Genomic DNA, 21,425 nt, shown 5'->3' on the forward strand with positions numbered 1-21,425 from the left:
GATAAATGGGAATTTGGTGTGTGCTTTATAAATTTTTTCCGATCCGCTCAAGTTCGTTCATGGAATCCTTATTTTTTTCAAGTTCATCTCTGGCTGTTGCGTAATATGATTTTTTGAAAAGCATATCCCATGAAAGATATTTTGCCATACAGTCAAACTGCTTATCAATCAACTCATACTGGATACTGTCTACGGGAGAACCACCTACAACAATTGTGCCAACTTTTTTGTTTTTTAACTGCAATCCACGGCAGTAGCACTTATCAATGATAAGTTTCAATTGTGCTGACATTCCCCACCAATAAACTGGTGTAGCAAAAAGAATCATATCTGCGGCAGCAATTTTATCAATTGTAGAATTTGTATCATCCTTATCGACGCATCCCTTAGAGCATTGACAGACACCACATCCCTTGCATGGTGCAATGTTGAGTTTGTCGGGTTCAATGATTTCAATTTTATTCTTTTCTGACGCTCCTTTTATAAATGCATTGATTGCTGCCAGCGTATTTCCTTTTCTGGCACTTCCATTAATGATTACAATTTTCATGCGTGTATCCTCCAACTTTCGATTGTTCCCCCTCAGTATACCACGCTTTTTCCCTGCGGAAAAGATACCGCGCACAAAAGGCTTTTCCGGCAACTATCCGCGCCCCGGCTCATACAATCTAACAACTATGTACCGGGAGGGATATCGTGTGCTGCTGACCTTACTGCAATTTTTCGCCACAAAATTTCTGTTTCTGGCGCTCCATCTGGAAAGCGGCTGCTTTCCGCGTCCGCTCACAGCCCGGGAAGAAGCCGCCGCTTTCAGCGCCCTGCGCGTCGGTGATGCCACTGCCCGGGAAAAGCTGATCCGGCACAATCTGCGGCTGGTGGCGCACATCGTAAAAAAATATTACGCCCTGCCAGGCGATCAGGAGGGTCTTGTTTCCATCGGCACCATCGGGCTGATGAAAGCGGTAGATACCTTTGATGCCACACGCAAGGCGCGGTTTTCCACCTATGCCAGCCGCTGCATTGAAAATGCTATCCTCTCCCCAGCGCACTTTGGGATGGAAAAGAGAATCCACTCATTTTGCAAAGCAGCGTAAATGCGTCAAAATGGCTTTTCTGGGCTCAGGAAAGCGGTCACCTTTTTCTACTTCAAAAAGTATCATGTGAGGTATCCTGTCTAACCCCTCTCTACATCCTGCAGGTAACTTTGGCAGGCCCCCGCACCACCGTAGAGGCGCAGGCGTTCTACCGTATGTACCACTCTTACGCCGACATCCCGAACCCATGGGACCGTCTGCGTTGGTGCCGCTATGGTCTTGACCTGCTGCAAAAAGAGGTTGCCGCCATGGTTGGCATGGAGGAATGGCTCTATCGGGATCTGGAAAGCGGCATATTTCACCGCAGCTTCACGCCGGAGCTGGCGGACAAGCTCGCCGCCCTTTACGGTATCCCGGTGGAGGATATTCTGGACGACTACACCCTGTTTCTCCACCGGGGCGGAGGAGCCTTCCTCCGCAGATACCGGGAGGCAAAAGGCTGGAACCGTCAGCAACTTGCCGACCACGCAAAGGTCAGCCGGACAAGCATCCGCTGCTGGGAGAGTGGACAAAAGACCATCAGTCAGAAGTGCTTTTGCCATCTGGTGGAAAACCTTGGTTCCGATTTTCCATCTATGCTTCGCATGTGAGGTATGGCAATTTTTCTCCGGTCAAACGAAAAAGCTCGTCTGCAAGCCACGATATGTGGCAGCGCAGACGGGCTTTCGTTATGGAATCATTCATTCTGATATTCGCTCTGACTTACATGGCGTTCCGTAAAACACGCAGTCGTTCTTCAAACGTTGCTTTCCATGCCGGATGCTCGGAGAATACGGTGTGCTCCACCTGACGGACTTGGTTCAGTCCGATGTTCCGCACCGCTTCCACTGCAGCATCTTTTTGGCTCAGATGGCGTTTTCCCACGGTCAGACAGTTTGCGCCTTCTGGCGTGTCGTACTGCTGAAACGCCCGGTTGAAGTCCATCAGGTCATGCAGACGGATGGGCTGATTGGTTTCGTTGTCTACCAGCAGACCCCAGTTTTCCCAATGACGGTCGGTATTGCCCACCAGATAATCCAGAATGTTCATCATATAGTAGCCGGGAGCATCCAACTCTAAGATCTTATCCAGCGTGTTCCAATCACGGTTTGTGCAGTAGACGTCATAGGCTGCATAGGTCACAAGACTGTATCGCTGGGATGTCATGATTTTGCTGATAGAAACCGGCTCATTTTCAAACATCCCCTGCTCATACAGTACCTGATGGCAGTCAAAGCACCGGCAGATTTTGCTTGCCAGCACTTCACGTTCCACCGCTTCCCTGCCACCATCCTTGTAAAGATAGAAGCCATCCTCTTTTCGCACCCACGCCTTGGGGTACAAGCCGCCCGTAGACAGGTCATTTGCCAGAAGATGGGCGTTTGTCACCGTCATTTGGTGCCCCCGCAGCGCAATATCTACAAGCGCATTGCTTAAGGAGTGTGCAAAAAGGTTGATATCCTCGAATCGAATTTTCTCGTTTTCTTCTTTCACCCAGAACACATCCAGCAAAGACAGACAATGGTAGGATAATGCAATCTGTGCTCGTTCCCTGTCCGTAACACTCTGAGATGCACCGATACTGTTCAGGATTTCCTTGGCGTAGGTGCGATCCAACGTCAACATCCGGGAGGCGCACCAATAGTAAAAGTTCGTTACATTATTGATGCGCTCGTCAAAATCATCCGATTCCACCAGAACCAGATCATAGGGCATGAAATCCTCGAGGCAGACCCTGCATTCCCCTGTCGTACTGAGTTGTGCCACACAGCTTTCCCGGTGCATGATCTCGTAAAACATGGTTTTCATCCCTCCCTGCGTTCTGTGTCTTGCTCTGTATTTATATTACCTTCTTTTTTCACGGGACGCAAGAGCTTTTACTTTTCAAAAAGCTTTTTCTGCTGCTCCATCAGGACGGTTTCGATACGCTCTTTCAGAAAAAAGTGGAACTGTTTTGCGTGTTATGCAATGCCATAGGATACCATATTGGCCGCCAACAATCAATGATTTTTTTGTCAGCAAAATTCCAAAAACTTATGTAACACAAAAAGCCCCACGCTCAACGCTGCCTCTGAATCTGACCGTCTCTGGTCAGAGCAGAAAAGCATATGTTGAGCGTGGGGCTTTGTTTATCGGCTCGGCTGCCAGCCGGGCTTTTGGTATTCCTTGGGTTTGTAAGTTCCTTTGGTAGTATCGATCACCGCCTGCAGCAATTCGAGCTTCTGCCATGTGGGGCAGTTCAGACGGTCGATTTTTTCGATCACATAGTTGGCGTGGGCGGTTGCGACCCGTTTTCCGAGTTCGTCCCATCCCTCTTTCGTTTTGGGGTAATGTACCACCACTTCAATGGGGGCACTCTTTCGCATGGCTCACTCACCTCCGGTTACATCGCTATCACCTCATTTTTACGGGTTACTGGTTGTCCGCTATTCGCTGCGGTTTCCGCTCAGAACGTTCAGAGCCAGACTGACCAGCAAAGCCATATCAATGCGGAGCATTTCAGCCTTGCTGGCATAGCCCATAAAGCGTTCGATGCGGGATTTATCGATCGTGAAGATCTGCTCCAGAAGAATCATGGACGGTTCTTCAAAGGCCGGGTTGGAATCCACCAGCACATGGGTGGGCTGGTTTTTCTTCTTTTCCGTCCGGGTGGTAACAGTTGCAACGATCAATGTAGGCGAATGACGGTTTCCAATGTTGTTCTGCAGAACTACCACAGGGCGTTTCCCGCCCTGTTCCGAGCCGATATGCGGCTCCATGTCTGCATAGTAGATGTCCCCTCTAAGATATCTCCAATTGTTCGGTAACATAAAAATCAACCTCCTTTTTATGTAAGAAACAGCCGCCGCAGACGGATACCACGACGGCTGTTGTTCAGGAGGTAAAACGAAACTGTCAGTTTTTCAGCGGCAGACTCATCTCACGGCTGGCACCGTTATAGATGCGGAGAATCTGCCGCATGTGGCGGTTTGCAGAACTTCCGGTGTCATTCTGAGCCAGCTGCGTGATGGTTTTCGGATGTGTCCTTGCCAGCTGCTGCACCAGGCGCTCCCGGCTGTACTCGCCCTCGTATACGGAGATGAAGCGGGCCACACCACGGATTACACCGGCAAGGTAGGAATCCACATTTCCCTTCCACGCCTCGTTGATGATGCGAAGCATCTCGACGTAGCGCTCACAGCCATACTGCTTGTACAGTTCGTATGCCGTTCCGATGCAGTAGATTTTCTAGGGTGCCCGGATGCCGTCATAGGCAAATTCCACACCGGCATTCGACGTGATTTCCACAAAATAAAGTGCATCCGGGTTTTCGGCCACCAGATTTGCACGAAGACGTTCGCCCGCCGTCAGGCAGGTAGCATTGCCCGTCTGAATCGCAAACAGCGTTGCTTCGTCTTCTTTGGTAAGGCCGTAGAAGACTTTGCAGCGGATGGGCAATTCCATACCGCCGTTGCAGGTTCGACGTGCTTCTACCGTGTTCTGCCCATCCAGAATGTAGCCATTCCATGTGATGATGGGATTCAGAAGACGACCCTCTGCAATGATGTTCTGCTCAAGCTGCTGTTCTTCCTCAAACTGCAGCGGCGGAATTTTGCTTTGGAACTCCGGGTCAATTTTAAGCTGGCTCAGTTTCACGTCGGTTCTCCTTTCCGGTCATTTTCGATTTACGGACAATGGGCTGAACGTAGTAGTCAAACCCATATCGTGTCTGGCAATACGTGCAGACATCCTTGACGAGCTGCCTGGGGTCGGCTCTGCGGAGATGGACGCCCTTTGCGTCCAAAAATGCCCCTCGGCAGACGGCGCACAAAGTTGTCAGGGTGGATTCATCCACCTTTTTTGTGGTTTTGCGGTTCATGTGCGTACTCCTTTTCGCTGATATATAAAAAAGCCGTCCGTGGTTCCCCTCGAACGGCGTTTGGAAAAGGTTTTGTATGGTTTCTCTTAATTTGCCCCCGGCACCCCTGAGAAAGGGAAACATTCAGGCGTTGGATTTGCACCACTCCATTGGCCTCTCGGCCACCCCGTCTTCTTTATGACCGGGCCGCGAATTACGGAAGTATCATTATCTGGAAGTACCTAAAGCTGCATATTCAATTTTCAAGGTCCGCCCGGCTGCGGCTCCCGCTCCCTTTCGGAGCTGGGCCGCTGCCGTGACAATAGTGTATCGTACTTTCAAGCAAAAGTTTATGGACTCGTAGTCCAAGTCACCCACCCTCTTAGTCCATATATTGTATACAACAGTCCCAAAAAGCAAAAAAATCCCGCCTGAAAAGCAAAACCTTCGCTTTGCCCTCAGACGGGATGTCTTTCTATGCGACTTCTATAAATTCAAAAAACCATTGTCCAGCAGCTGCTCTCCGAAGTTATGAACCTCCACTTCCATGCCTGGGATAACATTTTTAGTACAATAAAAAAACAAAAAGTCCCGCCTGAAAGTAAAGCTTTCACTTTCAAGCGGGATGTCTTTCAATATGACTGCTATGATAGCATGAATCCTGTGCTCTTACCAGAAAAACAAGGAACCACCATCTTGCTCCAACTGCACGTCTCCATTCAGCAAAGCGGAGAGCTGCTTTTATACCGTTATCCGCTATTTGCTCTTATTTTATCTGCGGTGCATCCTTTTGCTGCCGGGTGGATCTCAGATATTCCAGCAGCGTCCGGCTCACCACAGAGCTTGCCGTCTTGGAAAGCGCCAGCCCCACTTCCTGTTCCAGCTCCCGGATAGCATTGGTCAGGCTGGGCTGAGAAATATAGAACTGCTGCACTGCATGGCTGATGGTGCCGGTGCCGGCAACAGCCGTGACATAGCGGAGTTGTTGAAGGGTCACGGCAGTTTCCTTTCGGCGCGTTTTTTCTATCCTACCGCAGAGCCGCCAAAAACGCAACGTATTTTCTTCTTTGAAATACCAAACGAATATTGCTGGCATATCCAAGATACGTTTTACCCGCCCTGCAATTTCCCTTATAATAGCACCGCAGTCTTGAAACAGCTGCAACATTCCCATATCACAAAGGAGGCTTTCCGGTATGGGACAACGGCAAAGTGAGATCATCAAAAATCACATGGAAGTCTACTGGCACGACTATGCGTCGGCCAGCAAGGGCGTCCCCATTACCGAGGCGGGGCTTGTGGAAAAAGCCTCCGTCATTGGACGCACCGGGCTGATGCTGCTGGAATGCGGCACCGGCGCATGGCGTGTCCGAAGTTCCATGAACACCCTTTCGCGGGAGCTGGGAGTCACAACAACAGCGGACATCGGCCTGTTGTCCATTGAGTTCACCTGCTTTGACGGTGACCAGTGTTATACCCAGTCACTCTGTCTGACAAATACGGGCGTGAATACCTCCCGCCTGAACCGACTGGAGCATTTCGTCAACGACTTCGACCGGGAAGGAAAATTTATGACCGGCGAAGAACTGCACAGCCACCTCGATGAGATCGAGCGCATCCACGGCTTGTATTCGCCCATCGCACTGGGCTTTGCAGCTGCACTGGCCTGCGGCTGCTTCACCTTTCTGCTTGGCGGCGGCATTGTGGAAATGCTGTGTGCCTTCTGCGGTGCAGGCATCGGCAACTTTGTACGGTGCAAGCTGACAAAGCACCATTTCACCCTGTTTCTGGGCATTACGGCGTCGGTCTGTTCAGCAAGCCTCGTGTATGCCATCCTGCTGAAGCTGGCAGAGGTGCTGTTTGCCGTATCGGCGCAGCACGAGGCGGGGTATATCTGCTCCATGCTCTTCATCATTCCGGGCTTTCCGTTCATTACCAGCGGCATCGACCTTGCCAAGCTGGATATGCGCTCCGGGCTGGAACGTCTGGCCTACGCCATCCTCATCATTCTGGTGGCAACCATGACGGCTTGGATCATGGCACTGCTGCTGCATTTGCAGCCGGTGCAGTTCCCTGCCCTGAGCCTGACACTCCCGGAAGAGATCGTGTTCCGGCTGCTGGCAAGTTTTGGCGGTGTGTTCGGCTTTTCGCTCATGTTCAACAGTCCCCGGAACCTGGCAGTCTGCGCCGCCCTTATCGGTGCGGTAACGAACACGTTCCGGCTGGAGCTGGTGAGCCTTGCGGGCTTTCCGCCCGCTGTTGCAGCGTTTCTGGGCGCACTGCTGTCCGGACTGCTGGCCTCCTTCCTGAAGAGCGCCGCCGGTTATCCCCGCATCTCCGTCACCGTGCCGTCCATCGTTATCATGGTACCGGGACTGTATTTCTACCGTGCCATCTATAATCTGGGCATCCTGTCTCTGATGGACTCCGCCACATGGTTTGCAGATGCCATTCTCATCATCGTAGCACTGCCGTTAGGGCTGATCTTCGCCCGTATTGTCACTGACAAGACTTTCCGTTATTGCACCTGATGTGCAGCATTTCCATTCTCCCATATAAGGCAAAACGCAGCGAATCTTTTAACGGTTCGCTGCGTTTTGTTTTGCTGTGATGCACTTATAAAGGGAGTTCGTTTACAGGGCGTTTACTCGCCGTAAACGATCTTGGTAGCAGTTTCCACATGGCGTTCCAGCCGGTCGGCAAAGTGTTCCAGCGGCAGAAAAACGCCAAGTTCATCGTAGCGGGTTCCACCGTCCTTGAGCGTATCCTGTCCATAGTAGACCACGGAGCGGGGCAGTGCGTGCTGCAGCTTCATCTGGATATCCCAGACGGTGGAGTAGGCCTCCGCTTCCGTTACCTTCTGCTTCACGGTGTCCGGCAGTTCGTAGATCAGCAGCAGCCCCAAATGCTGGTTGTAGTGGTACTCCACCACATCCATCGATCCTTCGTCGTAGCCGTGATACTTGCAGTAGCCGCTGGCAAGGTACATTTTTACCTTTTCCTGCTTCTGGAACACCCGGATGAACCGGTCGTATACTTTGCTGCTCACGGCAAATTTGTTGTTCGGCAAAAGAACGCCGGCATCATCCGTCAGGATCACCGGGTTCGGCTGACCATCGGCGTTGAATTTGAACGGGATCAGGGCAGCGTTCCGTAGCAGGTCAAACATACTGTGCTGGCAGATCGCCATCAGAAAGGCAGACAGATCCTTGTTCTCGTAGGCATTGAACAGCGCAGCGGCAAACTGCTGTGCACTCACGGTCGGCGCATCCAGTACGTCTGCCATGTCCAGCGAGTCGTTGAAGGTATCCATCAGGCGTCGGCAGGCTTCTGGATTTTTCAGGATCTCCCCGAACAGTGCCTCTGCCTTTTCTTCTCTTGAAAATATCGTTGCCATCAAAAAGACCCTCTTTCTGTTTATTTCCAACTACTATTATAGATTCATAATGCCCCGCTGTGAAATACTGCTTTCATATTGCTGCTATATGCAGAACACTTTTTACACATTTTCCAAGTGCCCGTATAATGGACACTGCAATCATGAAATTGCACGAGGGAAATCGAAAAGTATATAAGTTGGTTTGAACGGAGGCAGTTCCTATGTCTGAGGTCAAAAAGGTCGTGCTGGCATATTCCGGTGGTCTAGACACATCGATTATCATTCCGTGGCTGAAAGAGCACTATAACAACTGTGAAGTCATTGCCGTGTGCGGCAATGTGGGGCAGAAGGGTGAGCTGGAAGGCTTGGAAGAGCGCGCCAAGGCAAGCGGCGCATCCAAGCTGTACATCGAAGACCTGACCGACGAATTTGTAGAGGATTACGTCATTCCCACCATGCAGGCCGGGGCAGATTACGAGGGTTATCTGCTGGGCACCAGCTTTGCCCGCCCCATTTTGGCAAAACGCGTGGTGGAGATTGCCCGCGCCGAGGGTGCGGATGCGGTCTGCCACGGCAGCACCGGCAAAGGCAACGATCAGGTGCGCTTTGAGCTGGCCATCATGCACTTTGCACCCGACCTGAAGATCATCACCCCGTGGCGCGAGTGGGACATCCAGAGCCGCGATGAGGAGATCGACTACGCCGAGTCCCACCACATCCCGCTGAAGATCAGCCGGGAGACCAACTACTCTAAGGACAAGAACCTGTGGCATCTGAGCCACGAGGGTCTTGATCTGGAAGACCCAGGCAACGAGCCGCAGTACGACAAACCCGGCTTCCTTGAGCTGGGTGTCAGTCCCAAGACCGCACCGGACAAGTCCGAGTTTGTGGAGCTGGAATTTGAAAAGGGCGCTCCTGTGGCTCTGAACGGCGAGAAGCTGAAGCCCGCTGCCATCATCGCAAAGCTGAATGAGATCGGCGGCCGCAACGGCATCGGCCTGTACGATGTAGTGGAGAACCGTCTTGTGGGCATGAAGAGCCGCGGCGTCTATGAGACCCCCGGCGGCACCATCCTGTACAAAGCCCATGAAGTGCTGGAAACTCTGACGCTGGACAAGCTCACCGCCCACAAGAAGCGTGAGCTGGCCATCACCTTTGGCGAACTGGTGTATGATGGCCAGTGGTTCAGCCCGCTGCGCAAAGCTCTGAGTGCCTTTGTCACCTCCACACAGGAGCATGTCACCGGCAAGGTGCGTCTGGAACTGTACAAGGGCAACCTCATCAATGCAGGGGTCTGGTCGCCGTACTCTCTGTATCGTGAGGACATCGCCACCTTTGCCGCAGGCGGCGACTACAAGCAGAGCGATGCCACCGGTTTCATCAGCATCTATGGTCTGCCCACCAAGGTGCAGGCCATCGTAAACAGCGAAAAAGAAGGGGAATGAAGTAGTTTATAGCAGTTCCTTTTTGAGAATCTGCCTGACATGGAGATCCTGACCCACCCGGAGCGTCTCGACCAGATGCTGCCTTGGGGAAAGATCATTCAGGAAAACTTTGCATGACAAAATGAGGCACCCGATTCTGAGTCGGATGCCTCTTATCTTTCTGTGAACACACTTTCACTGGGCGGTCACTTTCTTGTATGGTGGCCATGAACTCTGCACGATGTCAAGTCCTAGACAACTTTTTTCACATATAAATTTGAAAAAGCTCAAAAAACAAGCCCTACAAGGTTTTCGGTCGGTCTTGTGGTCCAATTTGAGCCTTGTAGGACTTTTTCTCTATTTTACTTCTAATACTTCATCGGATAGCGAATTATCTCAACAAATCGGATAAGCTGCATTTTGCTCTTAATGGCCGACCGTCAGAAGTCCCACCGACATGATAGAACACCCTGTTTCCTGCTTTTCTTGCAGTAAGCAGCCCCATCTCATGGAATTTCATCACAAACGTCCGAATGGTTGCATACGCAGCGTTTCGGAAATCCTTTTCCAGCTGCTTTGTGGTAAACTCCTCTGCACCATAAGCAGACAGAACATACTCCCAGAGCAGCCGTTCTTTTTCTGTGATTTTTCCTTCCGCAAGAGCAGTTTGATATACCTCAAGATCAGTTTTCGGCGGGACTGCATCCACCTGCAGGCGGTTATAGACCTCATTGCTGAAGTAGAACAGAAAGGGAGTCACATCCGTATAGCCGGAAATCAGAGCATTTCTCTCCACGCGTTCGTAGGCTTTGTAATATGCGTCCTTGTTTTCAGCGATGTATCGGGAAAACGGCGTGAATAGTGCCGCAGGATAGCCCTGCTGAACAAGATACCAGAGGTGGAATAGCCGTGCAGTGCGTCCATTCCCGTCAAAATAGGGGTGGTAGTACGCAAAGGCAAAGTGCAGAATGGCAGCCTTATGCAGCTCATTGATGCCGTCATTGGCATTCGCAAAATCGACAAGACATTTCATGGCACCGGGAAGCCGCTCTGCCGGAAGTCCCGGTCTGGGTTCTTCACCGCCCACAATAAAAACCTCGCCATGCCGATAAAAGTGATTTGGCAGTAACCGATCTTCATCCGGGAGATAATCCCCTGTGCTGATCTGATATAGGTAATGCAGATTCTCCTCGGTGATCCTATTCTGACGATTCGCGATAAACTCCAGTCCGCGCTTCATACCATAGATGCGGGCTTCTTGTTCATCACGAGGGGCATAACCATCGAGGATATAACGGATACTGCTGCGGGTCGAGCGGATACTTTCAATTTGAAAAGTAGCATAAATTTCCTCGGTCATCGCCGACAAACCGAAGTTTTGTCCACTGACAGGGACAGAGAGCAACTGCTTCATACCATTTGTTGAAATTTGCGCGAGGTTCGGCAGGTAAAACAGCTTATTTCCAGAAAAATCAGTCAACGGCAGAGGCTGCGCAAAGTTTTGCTGCAGCAATTCGGCAAATTCTTTGACGCTGACAGTCGAGTACTTGTATTCCATCCGATTGAGTTCAAACAAATGCTTATCTGAAAGCATTTTGGCAAACTGTGCCCCATCCATTCTGTCCACCTCGCAGTTGATACTTATTGATACTATATAGTATCAATATACCGATTCTTTATAAAAAAGTCAACCGAAACAGACCGAACCAACTTTTTTCCATACTCTCCGTCAAAATTCCCGCGGCACAGCCACGAATCACATCTCCATCGGCTTATTCCCCACTTCGTCCAGATACGCATTCAAAAATTCCGCTGCAAGGCTGTTGGGACGGATGTTTTCTCTGGCTTCCTGTGGGGTGAACCACTTGCAGCGGTCCACTTCGTGGTTGATATGCAGCGCCTTTGCGGTTCTGACGAAAGCCGTAAAGTTGCACATCAGCGTGTTAGACGGCTCAAAAAACTTGGTACGGTTGAACCGGAGGTGCTCTACTTCCAACCCGGTTTCTTCCCGGACTTCCCGCACCACGGCGTGTTCTTCTGCCTCACCGCGGTTCACATATCCAGCCACCAGAATATAAGAGGGCTTGCCGTACTGCTGGATGAGCAGAATTTTTCCGGTTTCCTCATCCACAACAACCATGCTGACTGCCACATTGTACATCGGGAACCGATATTGCTGGCATTTCGGGCAATAAGGCACAATGCCCTCTTCTTCCAGTTCTTTTTCGATCAATTCCGTACCGCATTCAAAGCAATGCTTCTGAATCATTTTTACACTCCAAACACTGTTTTCGTCAGCCGGATACCTGCTGCCGTCTTCATCGTATGTTCCATAAAGGTTCGGATTGCCTGCTGGTCGTACCCACTTTCGGACGCATTGACGATATAATCTGCCTCAATCAGAATCTGATAGTCAATGCCGTCGATCTGCGCCGGACTATGGTGGTGCCCTACCAGATAGGCCACCCGGTCGATCTGTTCTGCTGTCATGCCGGTATCCGCCAAGAACTCCCGCACCAGCGGGGCACCCTCCTGCTCCTGATATTTACCATTGGTGTTGCCGTACTTTTTGCGGCAGAGCGGGCAGGCGATATCGTGGGTGATGGCCGCCACCTCCAGAATAAACTGCGTGTCTGCGTCCAGCCCCTCCAGCTCACCAATGGTTTTGGCATAGGTCCACACGCAGCTCAGGTGCGTGATGTCATGGATATTCCCTTTGGAAAAGGCGATCATCTTTTCCGTGATCTGTGCAATGGTCATCATTTGCTTTCACTCCCGTTTTTAATACTTAAATGTTCACCTTGATAAACGCGAAGTTGTACTATTGCAGCCCCATAATAAAGAGTACCAATGCCATGATCGTCAGAACAGTCCAGCCGATATATCTTCCTGCAACTTCCCAATCAGACGGCTCTGCATGGTCGACATTGCGGATCCGAAATGCCAAACTCCAACGGAACAGCTCATCTGCAAACAAAATAGAAATTGTATTGAGAACGCAGATAAACACAGCCCCAAACCATGCAAACCATTCGCCCTTATGTGTCAGCTCGGGAGCGTTCATCAGTTCCAGTATAGTAGCTGCAGATGGCTCCACGGAATCAATTACGTCCCCGTTTTCATCCCTCTCGATCCCATCACTGGTTACATAAGAAAAATCAAAGTTATCTAAGGTTCCGTCCTCATTGTATAGCCAATATGAATCCCCTGTCTCCCAAACACCCCCACGAAACAAAATATCTTCTCCTTGACGAAGCTCCATACCGGTCATATATTCTGCCATTTCTTCGTTCCTCGGAATAGCTGTAGGATCTTCTTTTGCTGTATAAGGGCCATAGGTTTTATCGCCATACTGAAATACAACGGTCTTATCCTTCGACACCGTAAAATGTGCCTGTTTTCCTTGGATTTTACCGGAATACACCGTACTGCCATCTTCTTGACTTGGGACAAGAATTGTGTTCTTATATTCAAATCCAACTTGTGAGATTGTCATGGGATAAATCACCGCAAATACCAGTGCCATAGCAATCATAAATATTAGGACACCCTTTTGATAGCGATTCAAACTTTTGATTTTTTCCATAGTCTCATCTCCCATTCAAATTCCGATTTATCAAGTAAGAATTTCCGTCAACTTTTCTCTTGATGCGGCTCGCTTCTAAGAGTAGGAACGAACTGTTCTGTTGCCGGAGACGGACCATTCAGGTCGATCTCCGGCAGTATTTTTGTTATCGCCTATTAAAAAACAGCCGGAACGACTTTCTGCTGCGCTACATCGATGATGCCGTATGTATTCAGTCTGAGTTTGGGAATGACCGGAAGGCTGACGAAGGCGAGGGTCATAAAGATGCCGATATCTTCCGCTACACCATGTGCCTTGAGGGCATCGTTCAGCGCCTGCATTTTCGCCGCAACGCTCTCTGCGCTTTCGGTGCTCATCAATCCGGCCACCGGAAGCGCAAGTTCTGCCACGACCTGTCCATCTGCCACAAACGCAAGTCCGCCTTTGTTTTTCCGCACAGTGTTGCCAGCCAGCATCATATCGGCATCGTTGTCCCCTGCCACAATCAGGTTATGGGAATCATGTGCGATGCTCGATGCAATGGCTCCGCATTTCAGGCTGAAGTTCGATTTTCTCACCTGTGGATTGGTTCTGCCCTTATTCTACCACGCCTTGCCGCTGCGGAAAAGATGCCAGGAACAAAAATGGCCCCGGAGGGCTTGTTACAGCTCTCCGGGGCCACCTTATGTGCGTTGTGCCTTGGCGCAGACCGTCAGCACTCCACTGCCACCTTGATCACGCCGTCCCGTTTCTTTTCAAACAGCTCGTAGCCCTCTGCGATCCGGCGCAAGGGGTAGGTGTGGGTGATGAGCGGTTCGGTATCGATCTTGCCTTCTGCGATGAGACGCAGCGTTTCTTCACAATCGCAGCCGTCCACGCCGCCGGTCTTGAAGGTGAGGTTTTTGCCGTACATTTCCGGCAGCGGCAGGGTCTGTGCCTTATCGTACAGCGCCACCACCGTCACAACGGCGTTGGGCCGTGCACACTCCCATGCCAGCCGGAAGGTGGAGCCTGCCCCTGCCACCTCCAGCACCACATCGGCCCCGTCGTGGTCGCTGTGGGCACGCACAAAGGCGGCGCAGTCCTCCGGCTGCACGGTGAGCACCTGCGGGTAGTGCCGACGGATGAACTGCAGGCGGCTTGCGTCCTTTTCACAGACGATGATGCGCTTGGGGCTGTGCAGCATGACGCACAGCAGCGTGCAGATGCCGGTCGGCCCTGCACCGAGGATCAGCACGGTATCCTCGGGTGTGATTTCCGAGATGCGTGCCGCCCAAAAGCCGGTGGCCAGCACATCGCCCACCAGCAGCGCCTGCCGATCGGTAACGCCGTCCGGGATCTTGTTCAGTCCCTGATCCGCAAAGGGCACCCGGACATACTCGGCCTGCCCGCCGTCGATGCGGCAGCCCAGCGCCCAGCCGCCGTTTTGATCGGTGCAGTTGTTCACAAAGCCTTTTTTGCAGAAAAAGCACTCTCCGCAGAAGGTCTCCACGTTCACCGTCACCCGGTCGCCGGGTTTCACATTGGTCACCGCACTGCCCACTTCTTCTACGATGCCCACCATCTCGTGCCCTACCGTGATGCCGGGCACCGCCCGGGGCACGCTGCCGTGTTTGATGTGCAGATCGCTGGAGCAGATACTGGCAAGGGTCACCTTTACAATGGCGTCCCGCTCGTGCTGCAGCACCGGCTTTGGTTTTTCCATCAGGGCAAACGTCCCCTTTGAAACATAGGTATAGGTCAGCATGCTTTTTACCTCCATGCGCTTTGATCTTTCCGAACGGAGTATACCGCAAAAGTCAGCCGCTCACCCGGCTCACAGGATATAGTGAGGTACCTCCATAAATTCTGAGTTGCTGTTCTCAGTATACCATGGTTTTCCCTTGCGGAAAAGATAGCGAAACAAAAATGCCCCCGGAGGGCTTGTTGCGGCTCTCCGGGGGCATCTTATGTGCGTTGTGCTTTGGCGCACACGACCGGCGTTTTACTCGATCTCGATCAGGTTCGGGTTCTCAGGCAAAGCCTTCGTCTGCTGAGGAGCAGGCAGCTCGACGTGCAGGACGCCATCCTCGAACTTTGCGTGGATGTCTTCCTTCTTCACATCGCCCACGTAGAAACTGCGCGCGCAGGTGCCGGAGAAGGATTCGCGCCGCAGATAGCGGCCCTTCTTATCCTTTTCATCGTTGCTGTGGCTGCGCACTGCCTGAATGGTCAGGTAGCCGTCGTTCAGATCCATCTGAACGTCTTCCTTCTTGCAGCCCGGCAGGTCAACAGCTTCTTCGTAGCCGTTGTCCGTCTGTTTGACATCGGTCTTCATCATGTTTGCACCGCGCTTACCAAAGGTATCACGAGCCTCACGGTTCATCATACGTTCCAGTGCAGCGTCATTCCAGAACGGATCGAAGAAATCATCGAACAGGTTTTCATGGAAAACAGTCGGCATAAGCATAAATCATTCCTCCAATCCCGGCGTTCGGGTCGGGGCAAAAAATCTGAAGCGTCCACTCGGAAAGGCTTTCTGGGGAGCCTTGCGGCTCTCCTTTTGCCCTTCCTCCTGAGCACGCCACTGTTATAGCACCGTTTATTAGCAGTGTCAATATAAGAGTGCTAAAATTCACGAAAGAATAATACTTTTATAAAATCCTATGCAATCTTTTCAAAATTCAGTCGCATCATCGTGTTTTTATCATTTCTGCCGGTACATCGGCGTAGACAGATATTTCATGCCGTTGTCCGGGACGATGACCACGATGTTCTTTCCCTGATTCTCCGGTCTGCGGCCCACCTGCACCGCTGCGTGCAAAGCCGCTGCTGCCGATGTGCCCAGAAACAGTCCTTCCGCCCGCAGCACCTCATGGGCCGTTTCGTAGGCTTCCTCGGTGCGGACATTGATGCACGCATCGCTCCAGTCTGGCCGCAGATAGTCGGAAAGTGCGCTTTCCGGCACATCATACGCCGGCAAAACGCCATCTATGATCTGCGCATCCGGGTGCTCCGGGGTCAGGCGGGAGTCCGGATGGGGCTGCACCAGAACCACTTGCAGATTCGGGTTGCGGCTGCGCAGATAACTTGCTGTGCCAAAACCCGTGCCGCCGGTGCCCGCCATGCAGACCAGAATATCCACATGGCCTTCTGTATCCTGCCAGATCTCCGGCCCAGTGGTGCGGTAATGTGCCTCGGGGTTCGCCGGGTTTGCCGCCTGATTGTTAAAGTAAGCTCCGGTGCGACGGCAGTAGGCTGCGATCTCATCCAGCGTCGCCTCCCGCTCTGGCTCCTGCCAGGGGTGGGTGCGCTTCGTCTCCGGACGCTCCCCGGTGGCATCTTTGTAATCCAGAAGCCGTGCCCCGTAGGCCAGCAGCATCAGCCGCCGCTCCAGCGAGGCACCCCGCTCCAGAAAAATATCCAGTTTGTACCCACGCTCTGCTGCAAACGCGGCCAGACCGATGCCGGTGTTGCCGCTGGTCTGCTCCACGATGGTACCGCCGGGTTTCAGCAGTCCGGCTTCTTCCGCAGCATTGAGCATGGAAAGCGCAGCCCGGTCTTTCACACTGCCGGTTGGGTTGAAGAACTCCAGCTTTGCCAGCAGGTGCGCCCCGCACTGCTGCTGCCGCTCAAAGCGATCCAGCTCCATCAGCGGGGTGTGCCCCACCAGTTCCTCGATGGAATGCACCAGTCCTGCCATTGCTCTCCCCTCCCGATTTTCGGCTCAAACCAGCTTGTCCGGCGTCACATCCAGAATATCGTTAAAGTAGTTGTTGGCGATCATCATCACGCCCATCGCCGTGATGACCACGATCTCTTCCTCCGTAAAGTTTGCCTTCAGCTTTGCAAACAGCTCTTCCGGCACATGCTTGGGGTCCTCTGCAATGGCCTGACCGTATTCGATCAGGATCTCCTCTTTGGGAGTGAATGCAAAATTCTCAAAGTCGATGCCGTTTTTCTTGAGCAGATTCTGGAAGTAAATGCTGCACACAAGGCAGCCGTTTTTCTGGGAAATAGCATATTCGTAAAAATCGGTTGCACGCTTGCCGATGAGCCGCTGCAGTTCATCATCCAGCGCATAAGAACCGGCCTCCACAGCATTGAATGCCGCTGCATTGTGGAGCAATGTGCGCTTTTCTGCGGTCAGAGCGTGGCCGTCCGCCAGATGGTCTGCAATGATTTTCTGGATCGCTTCCGGTGCAGTTTCCGGATTGATTTCGCTGATTCTGGGCATAACAAAACCCTTTCTTTCACTTTTTTGTTCGACGAATTGCCTGTATCATATACCCATTTACATACCATGTCAATAGGTATATTACTTTTCGCAGCAATTTTTCAGCAAAAAGTGATCAGAAGGGTTGTTTTCTGCACGCCTGTTTCATATTTTCGACTGCTCATCCAGCACCCAAGGCCAGCACTGCATTGCGGACGCACTCCGGGCAGGGGCACAGCACCGTATCGGCCTTGATGCCCTTCAGGTCTTTGCAGATGGTCGCACCGCGTTTTTCCTTGACTGCCTGTACCAGCTACGGGGCGTTCCTCTGCCGTCCGTAGCGATGCCCGGAAATTTTGATCGATCTTTTTTACTCCATTCTCTGAATCACCGCACCCAGCCATCGGCACAGGGTATCGCCTGCCTGATTTGCGATCTCCAGCACGCGGGCGTGGCTATGCTTGACCGTCTGGATGCCGGTGGCCATGTTGGTGATGCAGCTGACGGCCAGTACCTTCATGCCCATGTAGTTGCAGACCATGGTTTCCGGCACGGTGCTCATGCCCACGGCATCGGCTCCCATCCCCGCAAAGGCGCGAATTTCAGCCGCCGTTTCATAGCAAGGGCCCATAAAGCCCATGTAAACGCCCTCCTTGTAGGCAATGCCCAGTTCATCGGCGGTCTGCTTGGCAAGGTTCCGCAGTTCCAGACTGTAAGGTTCGGTCATGTCCGGGAAGCGGGGGCCGAAGCGCTCATCGTTGGGGCCAATGAGGGGGTTCGTGCCCATCATGTTGATGAAGTCGGTAATGAGCATCAGGGTGCCCGGCGCAAACTCCCGGTTGATGCCGCCGCAGGCGTTGGTCAACACCACCTTTTCCACGCCCAACAGCTTGAACACATAGAACGGGTAGCAGACTTCCTTCATGGAGTAGCCCTCATAGAAGTGGAAGCGGCCTTCCATGGCGTAGACTTCCGTGTCCCCCAGCTTGCCAGCCAACAATGCGCCTTTGTGTCCTGCCACCGTGGATACCGGGAAGTTGGGGATATCCTTGTAGGACAGTTCTTCCGTGTCCGTAAAGTCCGCGGTCAGCTTGCCAAGGCCGGAGCCCAGCACCACCGCGATCTTCGGGCGCTTTTTCGTGTGCGTCTTGATATATTCCGCACTTTCCAGTGCCTTTTCATAAAGATGTTCCATACCGTTCTCTCCTTTTCCCAAAAAATTCGACATACTCTCTGGGTTCAGTATATCGGATTTTTCAGGCCGATGCAAGACGCCCTTCATCGAGTCTTATTAAAAACCAAGGAGCAGATACTTCACATCACGAGTGTGTTGTATCTGCTCCTTGGTTCTCCGAATGTCTTATCTCTGGCCGATGTTCCACCGAAACAGCTCATATCCTTCCCGGATATCCTCCGGCAGACGTTTCAAAGTCTCGTCCCGCAGTTCCTGCGGCATCCCGTAAAAAGCTTCGGCAATGCCGCCGGTGATGCAGGCAAGGGTGTCACTGTCGCCGCCCAGAGAAACTGCATTGCGAAGTGCATCCTCAAAACTGACGCTTTCCAGAAAAGCAATGATTGCTTCCGGCACAGTTTCCTGACAGGTCTCCACATGATGATAGGTCGGCCGAATTTCATCGCAGGTACGGTTCAGGTCATAACCGAAGGTCTGCTCCACATATTGTTTGATTTCCGGCTTGCTGTGGCCGGTGCGTGCCAGAAAAATGGCTGCCGCTGTGGCTTGTGTGCCCTTGATACCCTCCGGGTGGTTGTGGGTAGCCACAATTTTCTTTGTCTCAGGGTTAATAAGGTTTGCCATGAGCGAGCCATCTTTTTTCGTCATTAACTTAAGGGCTCCTTTTGTAATCTGCTGCTTCTGCTCATCCGTCAGCATCGCCTGCAATGTCACATCCGGCACTGCCGCTTTAACGGCGTTAATAAAGGCCGGTGCAGTATATAATGACTTCTCTATTTGGGAAAAAACTGTCTTTGCTCCTTTGAGCAGAGGTTTCGCCACCTCTGGAACTCGCCCAAAATGTTCCGATAGTTCTTCTTTATATTCAGATGCATCAATTATTTCCACATCTTCAGATGCAATGATGATCGTTTCTTTGTCCATATCAAATAATCCTTTCGTGATATTTCTATAATAAAGTTTGTATTTTTGGCGAACCGGCCTATTTCTGTATGTAGGCAAGCTCAATATCATATCCAAGTTGCGCCAGTATCTGCACAAAAGTCAGTCAATTTTTAGAACTTCGATATATTTTAACTATTTCAGCAAACAAATCGACAGGATTTTCTTCCAAAGCATCGGCAAGCATAATTAGTTTTTCTATACTAATCCAATTCTTTCCGTGTTCTATATTGCAAAGGTGTCGAAGCGAAATCCAATCTTCTGAGCCGAACAATTCGTCACTTCTATTATAGATAAATTGTTCACGGCTTTTGTACTGTTTTCCTAATGACTTTCGTTTCTGCTCAAACATTTTTCCTATTTTTGTTAGAGCTTCACTCTGTCTTGCTTTTTCAGCCATATATCTCTCCATTATGCACCATGGTGCATTGTTTATTTTTGAGTATATGATATACTAAAATTGTTCTCAGGGCAACAGCCCTCGAGAAGAAAATATAAGGAGGCCATAAAATGGCAAATTTAAAGTTTAAAGTTGAGGCTCTTCGTACCCTCGCATCCCCTTATCGTAAGGGAGACAAAGATGAAAGCACCTTCGAAACCATTTATTATCTGCTGGTGGATATGAAGGAGCTTCCCTCTAATATTCCTCTCGATGTCAATCCGCGTGAACCAAAGATGACAACCAATGTGGCTCGTAGCTTGCTCACTGCTGTAGTGGAGCCGGAAACTGATTTCTATATCAACAACCGCGGTATCGTCATCGCCGCCAAAACGCTAACCTTTAATAGCACTGATTCGGAAGTAACCATTGGCATTGGTGATCAGAATGACGAAAACGACAAGTCTCTTTACGGCATTCTTGACGGCGGTCACACCTATACCGCCATCATGCGTAAGCGCGACGAAATTCCTGAAGACATTCGCAAATTTGTTCGTGTTGAAGTCATCACCAATGTGCAGAATATCACGCGCCTCTCCGATGCTCGCAACACGTCGGTTCAGGTTTCTGATATGGCACTATTCAATCTCGACGACAAGTTCGACGATATTAAAGCCTCCATTGCAGGTCAGGCATATGCAGATCTGATTGCTTACAAAGATAATGAGGATAAACCTATTCACGTTTCGGAACTGCTCCGCTTGCTCTACGCCTTTGATATCGACAAATATCCTGATGACAATGCGGCCCCGGTACAGAGCTATTCCGGTAAAGCACAGGTATTTAAGCGCTATAAGCAGGCATTTGAATCTCCTTTTTATAAGTCTTTGACCGGGCAAATTCCTCTGCTGGTAGAGCTTTATGATGTTATCGAACGCGAACTTCCTGAAAAGTATAGGGATTATAAGAAGGCTCAGGGCGTTGCAAATCCGCGTTTTGGAAGCGTGAGAGGCATCGAATCTCTTGACACTCCGACAAAAACAGAGTTTCTCGCCACTCCCACAAAGTATTCTGTTTCCAGTGGCTATATCTACCCCATTTTTGGTGCTTTCCGTAGTCTGCTGAAATTTGATGAGGCAACGGGAGTTGTTTCCTGGCTGTTCAATCCCATTGACATCTGGAACGAAGTCGGCACATCCATTGTTCAGAACACCTTTGAGACCTATACTAACCCTCAGCTGGCCGGTAAGGATAAGCAGCTTTGGCTTTCCAACTACAGAATTGTAGAAACCCAGAGTCTCCGCAAACTTCTCGGACGCAGATAAATAGAATAGTATTGAGCAAGAGGCATCGGATCGCATCCGATGCCTCTTTTTGTTGGTCTAAAACGACTCTTTTAATACATTTAATCAACTATACTGCAAGCCTAACTCTCCAG

23 protein-coding genes and 1 pseudogene are annotated in these 21,425 nt (G+C 51.1%); 5 read left to right on the top strand and 19 right to left on the bottom strand.

The window, feature by feature from the left end:
- Positions 1–25: 25 nt before the first annotated feature.
- Positions 26–550, bottom strand: coding sequence for a flavodoxin family protein (locus tag DXB44_RS01525; protein ID WP_118657477.1), 525 nt, complete (start codon positions 548–550; stop codon positions 26–28).
- A gap of 148 nt (positions 551–698) precedes the next feature.
- Here DXB44_RS01525 and DXB44_RS01530 point away from each other — a divergent pair, with 148 nt between their 5' ends.
- Together DXB44_RS01530 and DXB44_RS01535 are read left to right on the top strand one after the other, a co-directional pair.
- Entirely contained in the window at positions 699–1,094 is a 396-nt protein-coding gene (locus DXB44_RS01530; RefSeq protein ID WP_243110997.1) for a sigma-70 family RNA polymerase sigma factor, read from the top strand.
- A gap of 110 nt (positions 1,095–1,204) precedes the next feature.
- Positions 1,205–1,684, top strand: coding sequence for a helix-turn-helix transcriptional regulator (locus DXB44_RS01535; RefSeq protein ID WP_243110998.1), 480 nt, complete (start codon positions 1,205–1,207; stop codon positions 1,682–1,684).
- A gap of 112 nt (positions 1,685–1,796) precedes the next feature.
- Here the strand turns inward: DXB44_RS01535 and DXB44_RS01540 are convergent, their stop codons facing one another.
- The 5 genes and pseudogenes from DXB44_RS01540 to DXB44_RS14745 all read right to left on the bottom strand — a co-directional run bounded on the left by DXB44_RS01540 (position 1,797) and on the right by DXB44_RS14745 (position 5,908).
- A complete protein-coding gene (locus tag DXB44_RS01540) occupies positions 1,797–2,882 on the bottom strand; it encodes a hypothetical protein (protein ID WP_118657479.1) in 1,086 nt (361 codons plus the stop codon).
- Between the two features lie 320 nt (positions 2,883–3,202).
- Positions 3,203–3,439, bottom strand: a complete 237-nt coding sequence (locus tag DXB44_RS01545; protein WP_118657480.1) for a hypothetical protein — start codon at positions 3,437–3,439, stop codon at positions 3,203–3,205.
- A 60-nt stretch (positions 3,440–3,499) separates the two neighbouring features.
- Positions 3,500–3,883: a type II toxin-antitoxin system PemK/MazF family toxin gene (locus DXB44_RS01550; protein WP_097785024.1), complete on the bottom strand. Its 384-nt coding sequence runs from the start codon at positions 3,881–3,883 to the stop codon at positions 3,500–3,502.
- A gap of 85 nt (positions 3,884–3,968) precedes the next feature.
- Positions 3,969–4,703: pseudogene (locus DXB44_RS15025) on the bottom strand (DUF6551 family protein).
- A gap of 974 nt (positions 4,704–5,677) precedes the next feature.
- On the bottom strand, positions 5,678–5,908 hold the full coding sequence (locus DXB44_RS14745) for a LysR family transcriptional regulator (RefSeq protein ID WP_243111000.1): 231 nt from the start codon (positions 5,906–5,908) through the stop codon (positions 5,678–5,680).
- Positions 5,909–6,107: 199 nt separating this feature from the next.
- Between DXB44_RS14745 and DXB44_RS01570 the strand changes: the two genes are divergently transcribed.
- Positions 6,108–7,442, top strand: a complete 1,335-nt coding sequence (locus DXB44_RS01570; protein WP_118657481.1) for a threonine/serine exporter family protein — start codon at positions 6,108–6,110, stop codon at positions 7,440–7,442.
- A gap of 113 nt (positions 7,443–7,555) precedes the next feature.
- Here the strand turns inward: DXB44_RS01570 and DXB44_RS01575 are convergent, their stop codons facing one another.
- On the bottom strand, positions 7,556–8,308 hold the full coding sequence (locus DXB44_RS01575; protein WP_005920139.1) for a DUF4866 domain-containing protein: 753 nt from the start codon (positions 8,306–8,308) through the stop codon (positions 7,556–7,558).
- Positions 8,309–8,511: 203 nt separating this feature from the next.
- On the opposite strand from DXB44_RS01575, the gene DXB44_RS01580 reads away from it, so the two are divergent.
- Complete coding sequence (locus tag DXB44_RS01580) at positions 8,512–9,735, top strand: argininosuccinate synthase (protein WP_118657482.1); 1,224 nt, start codon at positions 8,512–8,514, stop codon at positions 9,733–9,735.
- A gap of 370 nt (positions 9,736–10,105) precedes the next feature.
- Here the strand turns inward: DXB44_RS01580 and DXB44_RS01585 are convergent, their stop codons facing one another.
- The 12 genes from DXB44_RS01585 to DXB44_RS01640 form a co-directional block, all read right to left on the bottom strand.
- Entirely contained in the window at positions 10,106–11,332 is a 1,227-nt protein-coding gene (locus DXB44_RS01585) for a Fic family protein (protein ID WP_118657483.1), read from the bottom strand.
- Positions 11,333–11,470: 138 nt separating this feature from the next.
- Positions 11,471–11,983: an NUDIX domain-containing protein gene (locus DXB44_RS01590; RefSeq protein ID WP_118657484.1), complete on the bottom strand. Its 513-nt coding sequence runs from the start codon at positions 11,981–11,983 to the stop codon at positions 11,471–11,473.
- Between the two features lie 2 nt (positions 11,984–11,985).
- Positions 11,986–12,477: an HD domain-containing protein gene (locus DXB44_RS01595; protein ID WP_118657485.1), complete on the bottom strand. Its 492-nt coding sequence runs from the start codon at positions 12,475–12,477 to the stop codon at positions 11,986–11,988.
- Between the two features lie 58 nt (positions 12,478–12,535).
- The gene (locus tag DXB44_RS01600; protein WP_118657486.1) at positions 12,536–13,300 is read right to left on the bottom strand and encodes a hypothetical protein; all 765 of its coding nucleotides are present in this window, start codon (positions 13,298–13,300) and stop codon (positions 12,536–12,538) included.
- Positions 13,301–13,455: 155 nt separating this feature from the next.
- Positions 13,456–13,857 carry an adenine deaminase C-terminal domain-containing protein gene (locus DXB44_RS01605; RefSeq protein ID WP_347561779.1) on the bottom strand — a complete coding sequence of 134 codons (402 nt, stop codon included), beginning with the start codon at positions 13,855–13,857 and terminating at the stop codon, positions 13,456–13,458.
- Between the two features lie 134 nt (positions 13,858–13,991).
- Positions 13,992–15,026 (bottom strand): alcohol dehydrogenase, encoded by a 1,035-nt coding sequence (locus DXB44_RS01610; protein WP_118657487.1) that lies wholly within the window; start codon positions 15,024–15,026, stop codon positions 13,992–13,994.
- A gap of 237 nt (positions 15,027–15,263) precedes the next feature.
- Positions 15,264–15,728 (bottom strand): Hsp20/alpha crystallin family protein, encoded by a 465-nt coding sequence (locus DXB44_RS01615; RefSeq protein ID WP_118657488.1) that lies wholly within the window; start codon positions 15,726–15,728, stop codon positions 15,264–15,266.
- 237 nt (positions 15,729–15,965) lie between these two features.
- Positions 15,966–16,961, bottom strand: a complete 996-nt coding sequence (locus DXB44_RS01620) for a PLP-dependent cysteine synthase family protein (protein ID WP_118657489.1) — start codon at positions 16,959–16,961, stop codon at positions 15,966–15,968.
- 24 nt (positions 16,962–16,985) lie between these two features.
- Positions 16,986–17,495: a hypothetical protein gene (locus tag DXB44_RS01625; protein WP_118657490.1), complete on the bottom strand. Its 510-nt coding sequence runs from the start codon at positions 17,493–17,495 to the stop codon at positions 16,986–16,988.
- A 349-nt stretch (positions 17,496–17,844) separates the two neighbouring features.
- Complete coding sequence (locus DXB44_RS01630; protein WP_097785016.1) at positions 17,845–18,669, bottom strand: purine-nucleoside phosphorylase; 825 nt, start codon at positions 18,667–18,669, stop codon at positions 17,845–17,847.
- Between the two features lie 165 nt (positions 18,670–18,834).
- Complete coding sequence (locus tag DXB44_RS14750) at positions 18,835–19,590, bottom strand: ADP-ribosylglycohydrolase family protein (protein WP_118657491.1); 756 nt, start codon at positions 19,588–19,590, stop codon at positions 18,835–18,837.
- Between the two features lie 124 nt (positions 19,591–19,714).
- Positions 19,715–20,008 (bottom strand): XRE family transcriptional regulator, encoded by a 294-nt coding sequence (locus tag DXB44_RS01640; protein WP_118552620.1) that lies wholly within the window; start codon positions 20,006–20,008, stop codon positions 19,715–19,717.
- A 110-nt stretch (positions 20,009–20,118) separates the two neighbouring features.
- Between DXB44_RS01640 and DXB44_RS01645 the strand changes: the two genes are divergently transcribed.
- Complete coding sequence (locus DXB44_RS01645) at positions 20,119–21,312, top strand: AIPR family protein (protein ID WP_118657492.1); 1,194 nt, start codon at positions 20,119–20,121, stop codon at positions 21,310–21,312.
- Positions 21,313–21,425 lie beyond the last annotated feature (113 nt).

Origin of the sequence: Faecalibacterium sp. OM04-11BH (assembly GCF_003482185.1) — a bacterium.
Classification (GTDB): domain Bacteria; phylum Bacillota; class Clostridia; order Oscillospirales; family Ruminococcaceae; genus Faecalibacterium; species Faecalibacterium tardum.

Excerpts from the sequence above, each read along its gene's own strand:
- DXB44_RS01545 (WP_118657480.1), bottom strand. The coding sequence starts at position 3,439 with ATGCGAAAGAGTGCCCCCATTGAAGTGGTGGTACATTACCCCAAAACG.
- DXB44_RS01615 (WP_118657488.1), bottom strand. The coding sequence starts at position 15,728 with ATGCTTATGCCGACTGTTTTCCATGAAAACCTGTTCGATGATTTCTTC.
- DXB44_RS01550 (WP_097785024.1), bottom strand. The coding sequence starts at position 3,883 with ATGTTACCGAACAATTGGAGATATCTTAGAGGGGACATCTACTATGCA.
- DXB44_RS01580 (WP_118657482.1), top strand. The coding sequence starts at position 8,512 with ATGTCTGAGGTCAAAAAGGTCGTGCTGGCATATTCCGGTGGTCTAGAC.
- DXB44_RS01590 (WP_118657484.1), bottom strand. The coding sequence starts at position 11,983 with ATGATTCAGAAGCATTGCTTTGAATGCGGTACGGAATTGATCGAAAAA.
- DXB44_RS01585 (WP_118657483.1), bottom strand. The coding sequence starts at position 11,332 with ATGGATGGGGCACAGTTTGCCAAAATGCTTTCAGATAAGCATTTGTTT.
- DXB44_RS01575 (WP_005920139.1), bottom strand. The coding sequence starts at position 8,308 with ATGGCAACGATATTTTCAAGAGAAGAAAAGGCAGAGGCACTGTTCGGG.
- DXB44_RS01570 (WP_118657481.1), top strand. The coding sequence starts at position 6,108 with ATGGGACAACGGCAAAGTGAGATCATCAAAAATCACATGGAAGTCTAC.
- DXB44_RS01625 (WP_118657490.1), bottom strand. The coding sequence starts at position 17,495 with ATGCCCAGAATCAGCGAAATCAATCCGGAAACTGCACCGGAAGCGATC.
- DXB44_RS01600 (WP_118657486.1), bottom strand. The coding sequence starts at position 13,300 with ATGGAAAAAATCAAAAGTTTGAATCGCTATCAAAAGGGTGTCCTAATA.
- DXB44_RS01630 (WP_097785016.1), bottom strand. The coding sequence starts at position 18,669 with ATGGAACATCTTTATGAAAAGGCACTGGAAAGTGCGGAATATATCAAG.
- DXB44_RS01620 (WP_118657489.1), bottom strand. The coding sequence starts at position 16,961 with ATGGCAGGACTGGTGCATTCCATCGAGGAACTGGTGGGGCACACCCCG.
- DXB44_RS01540 (WP_118657479.1), bottom strand. The coding sequence starts at position 2,882 with ATGAAAACCATGTTTTACGAGATCATGCACCGGGAAAGCTGTGTGGCA.
- DXB44_RS01645 (WP_118657492.1), top strand. The coding sequence starts at position 20,119 with ATGGCAAATTTAAAGTTTAAAGTTGAGGCTCTTCGTACCCTCGCATCC.
- DXB44_RS01595 (WP_118657485.1), bottom strand. The coding sequence starts at position 12,477 with ATGATGACCATTGCACAGATCACGGAAAAGATGATCGCCTTTTCCAAA.
- DXB44_RS01525 (WP_118657477.1), bottom strand. The coding sequence starts at position 550 with ATGAAAATTGTAATCATTAATGGAAGTGCCAGAAAAGGAAATACGCTG.
- DXB44_RS14750 (WP_118657491.1), bottom strand. The coding sequence starts at position 19,590 with ATGGACAAAGAAACGATCATCATTGCATCTGAAGATGTGGAAATAATT.
- DXB44_RS01640 (WP_118552620.1), bottom strand. The coding sequence starts at position 20,008 with ATGGCTGAAAAAGCAAGACAGAGTGAAGCTCTAACAAAAATAGGAAAA.
- DXB44_RS01610 (WP_118657487.1), bottom strand. The coding sequence starts at position 15,026 with ATGCTGACCTATACCTATGTTTCAAAGGGGACGTTTGCCCTGATGGAA.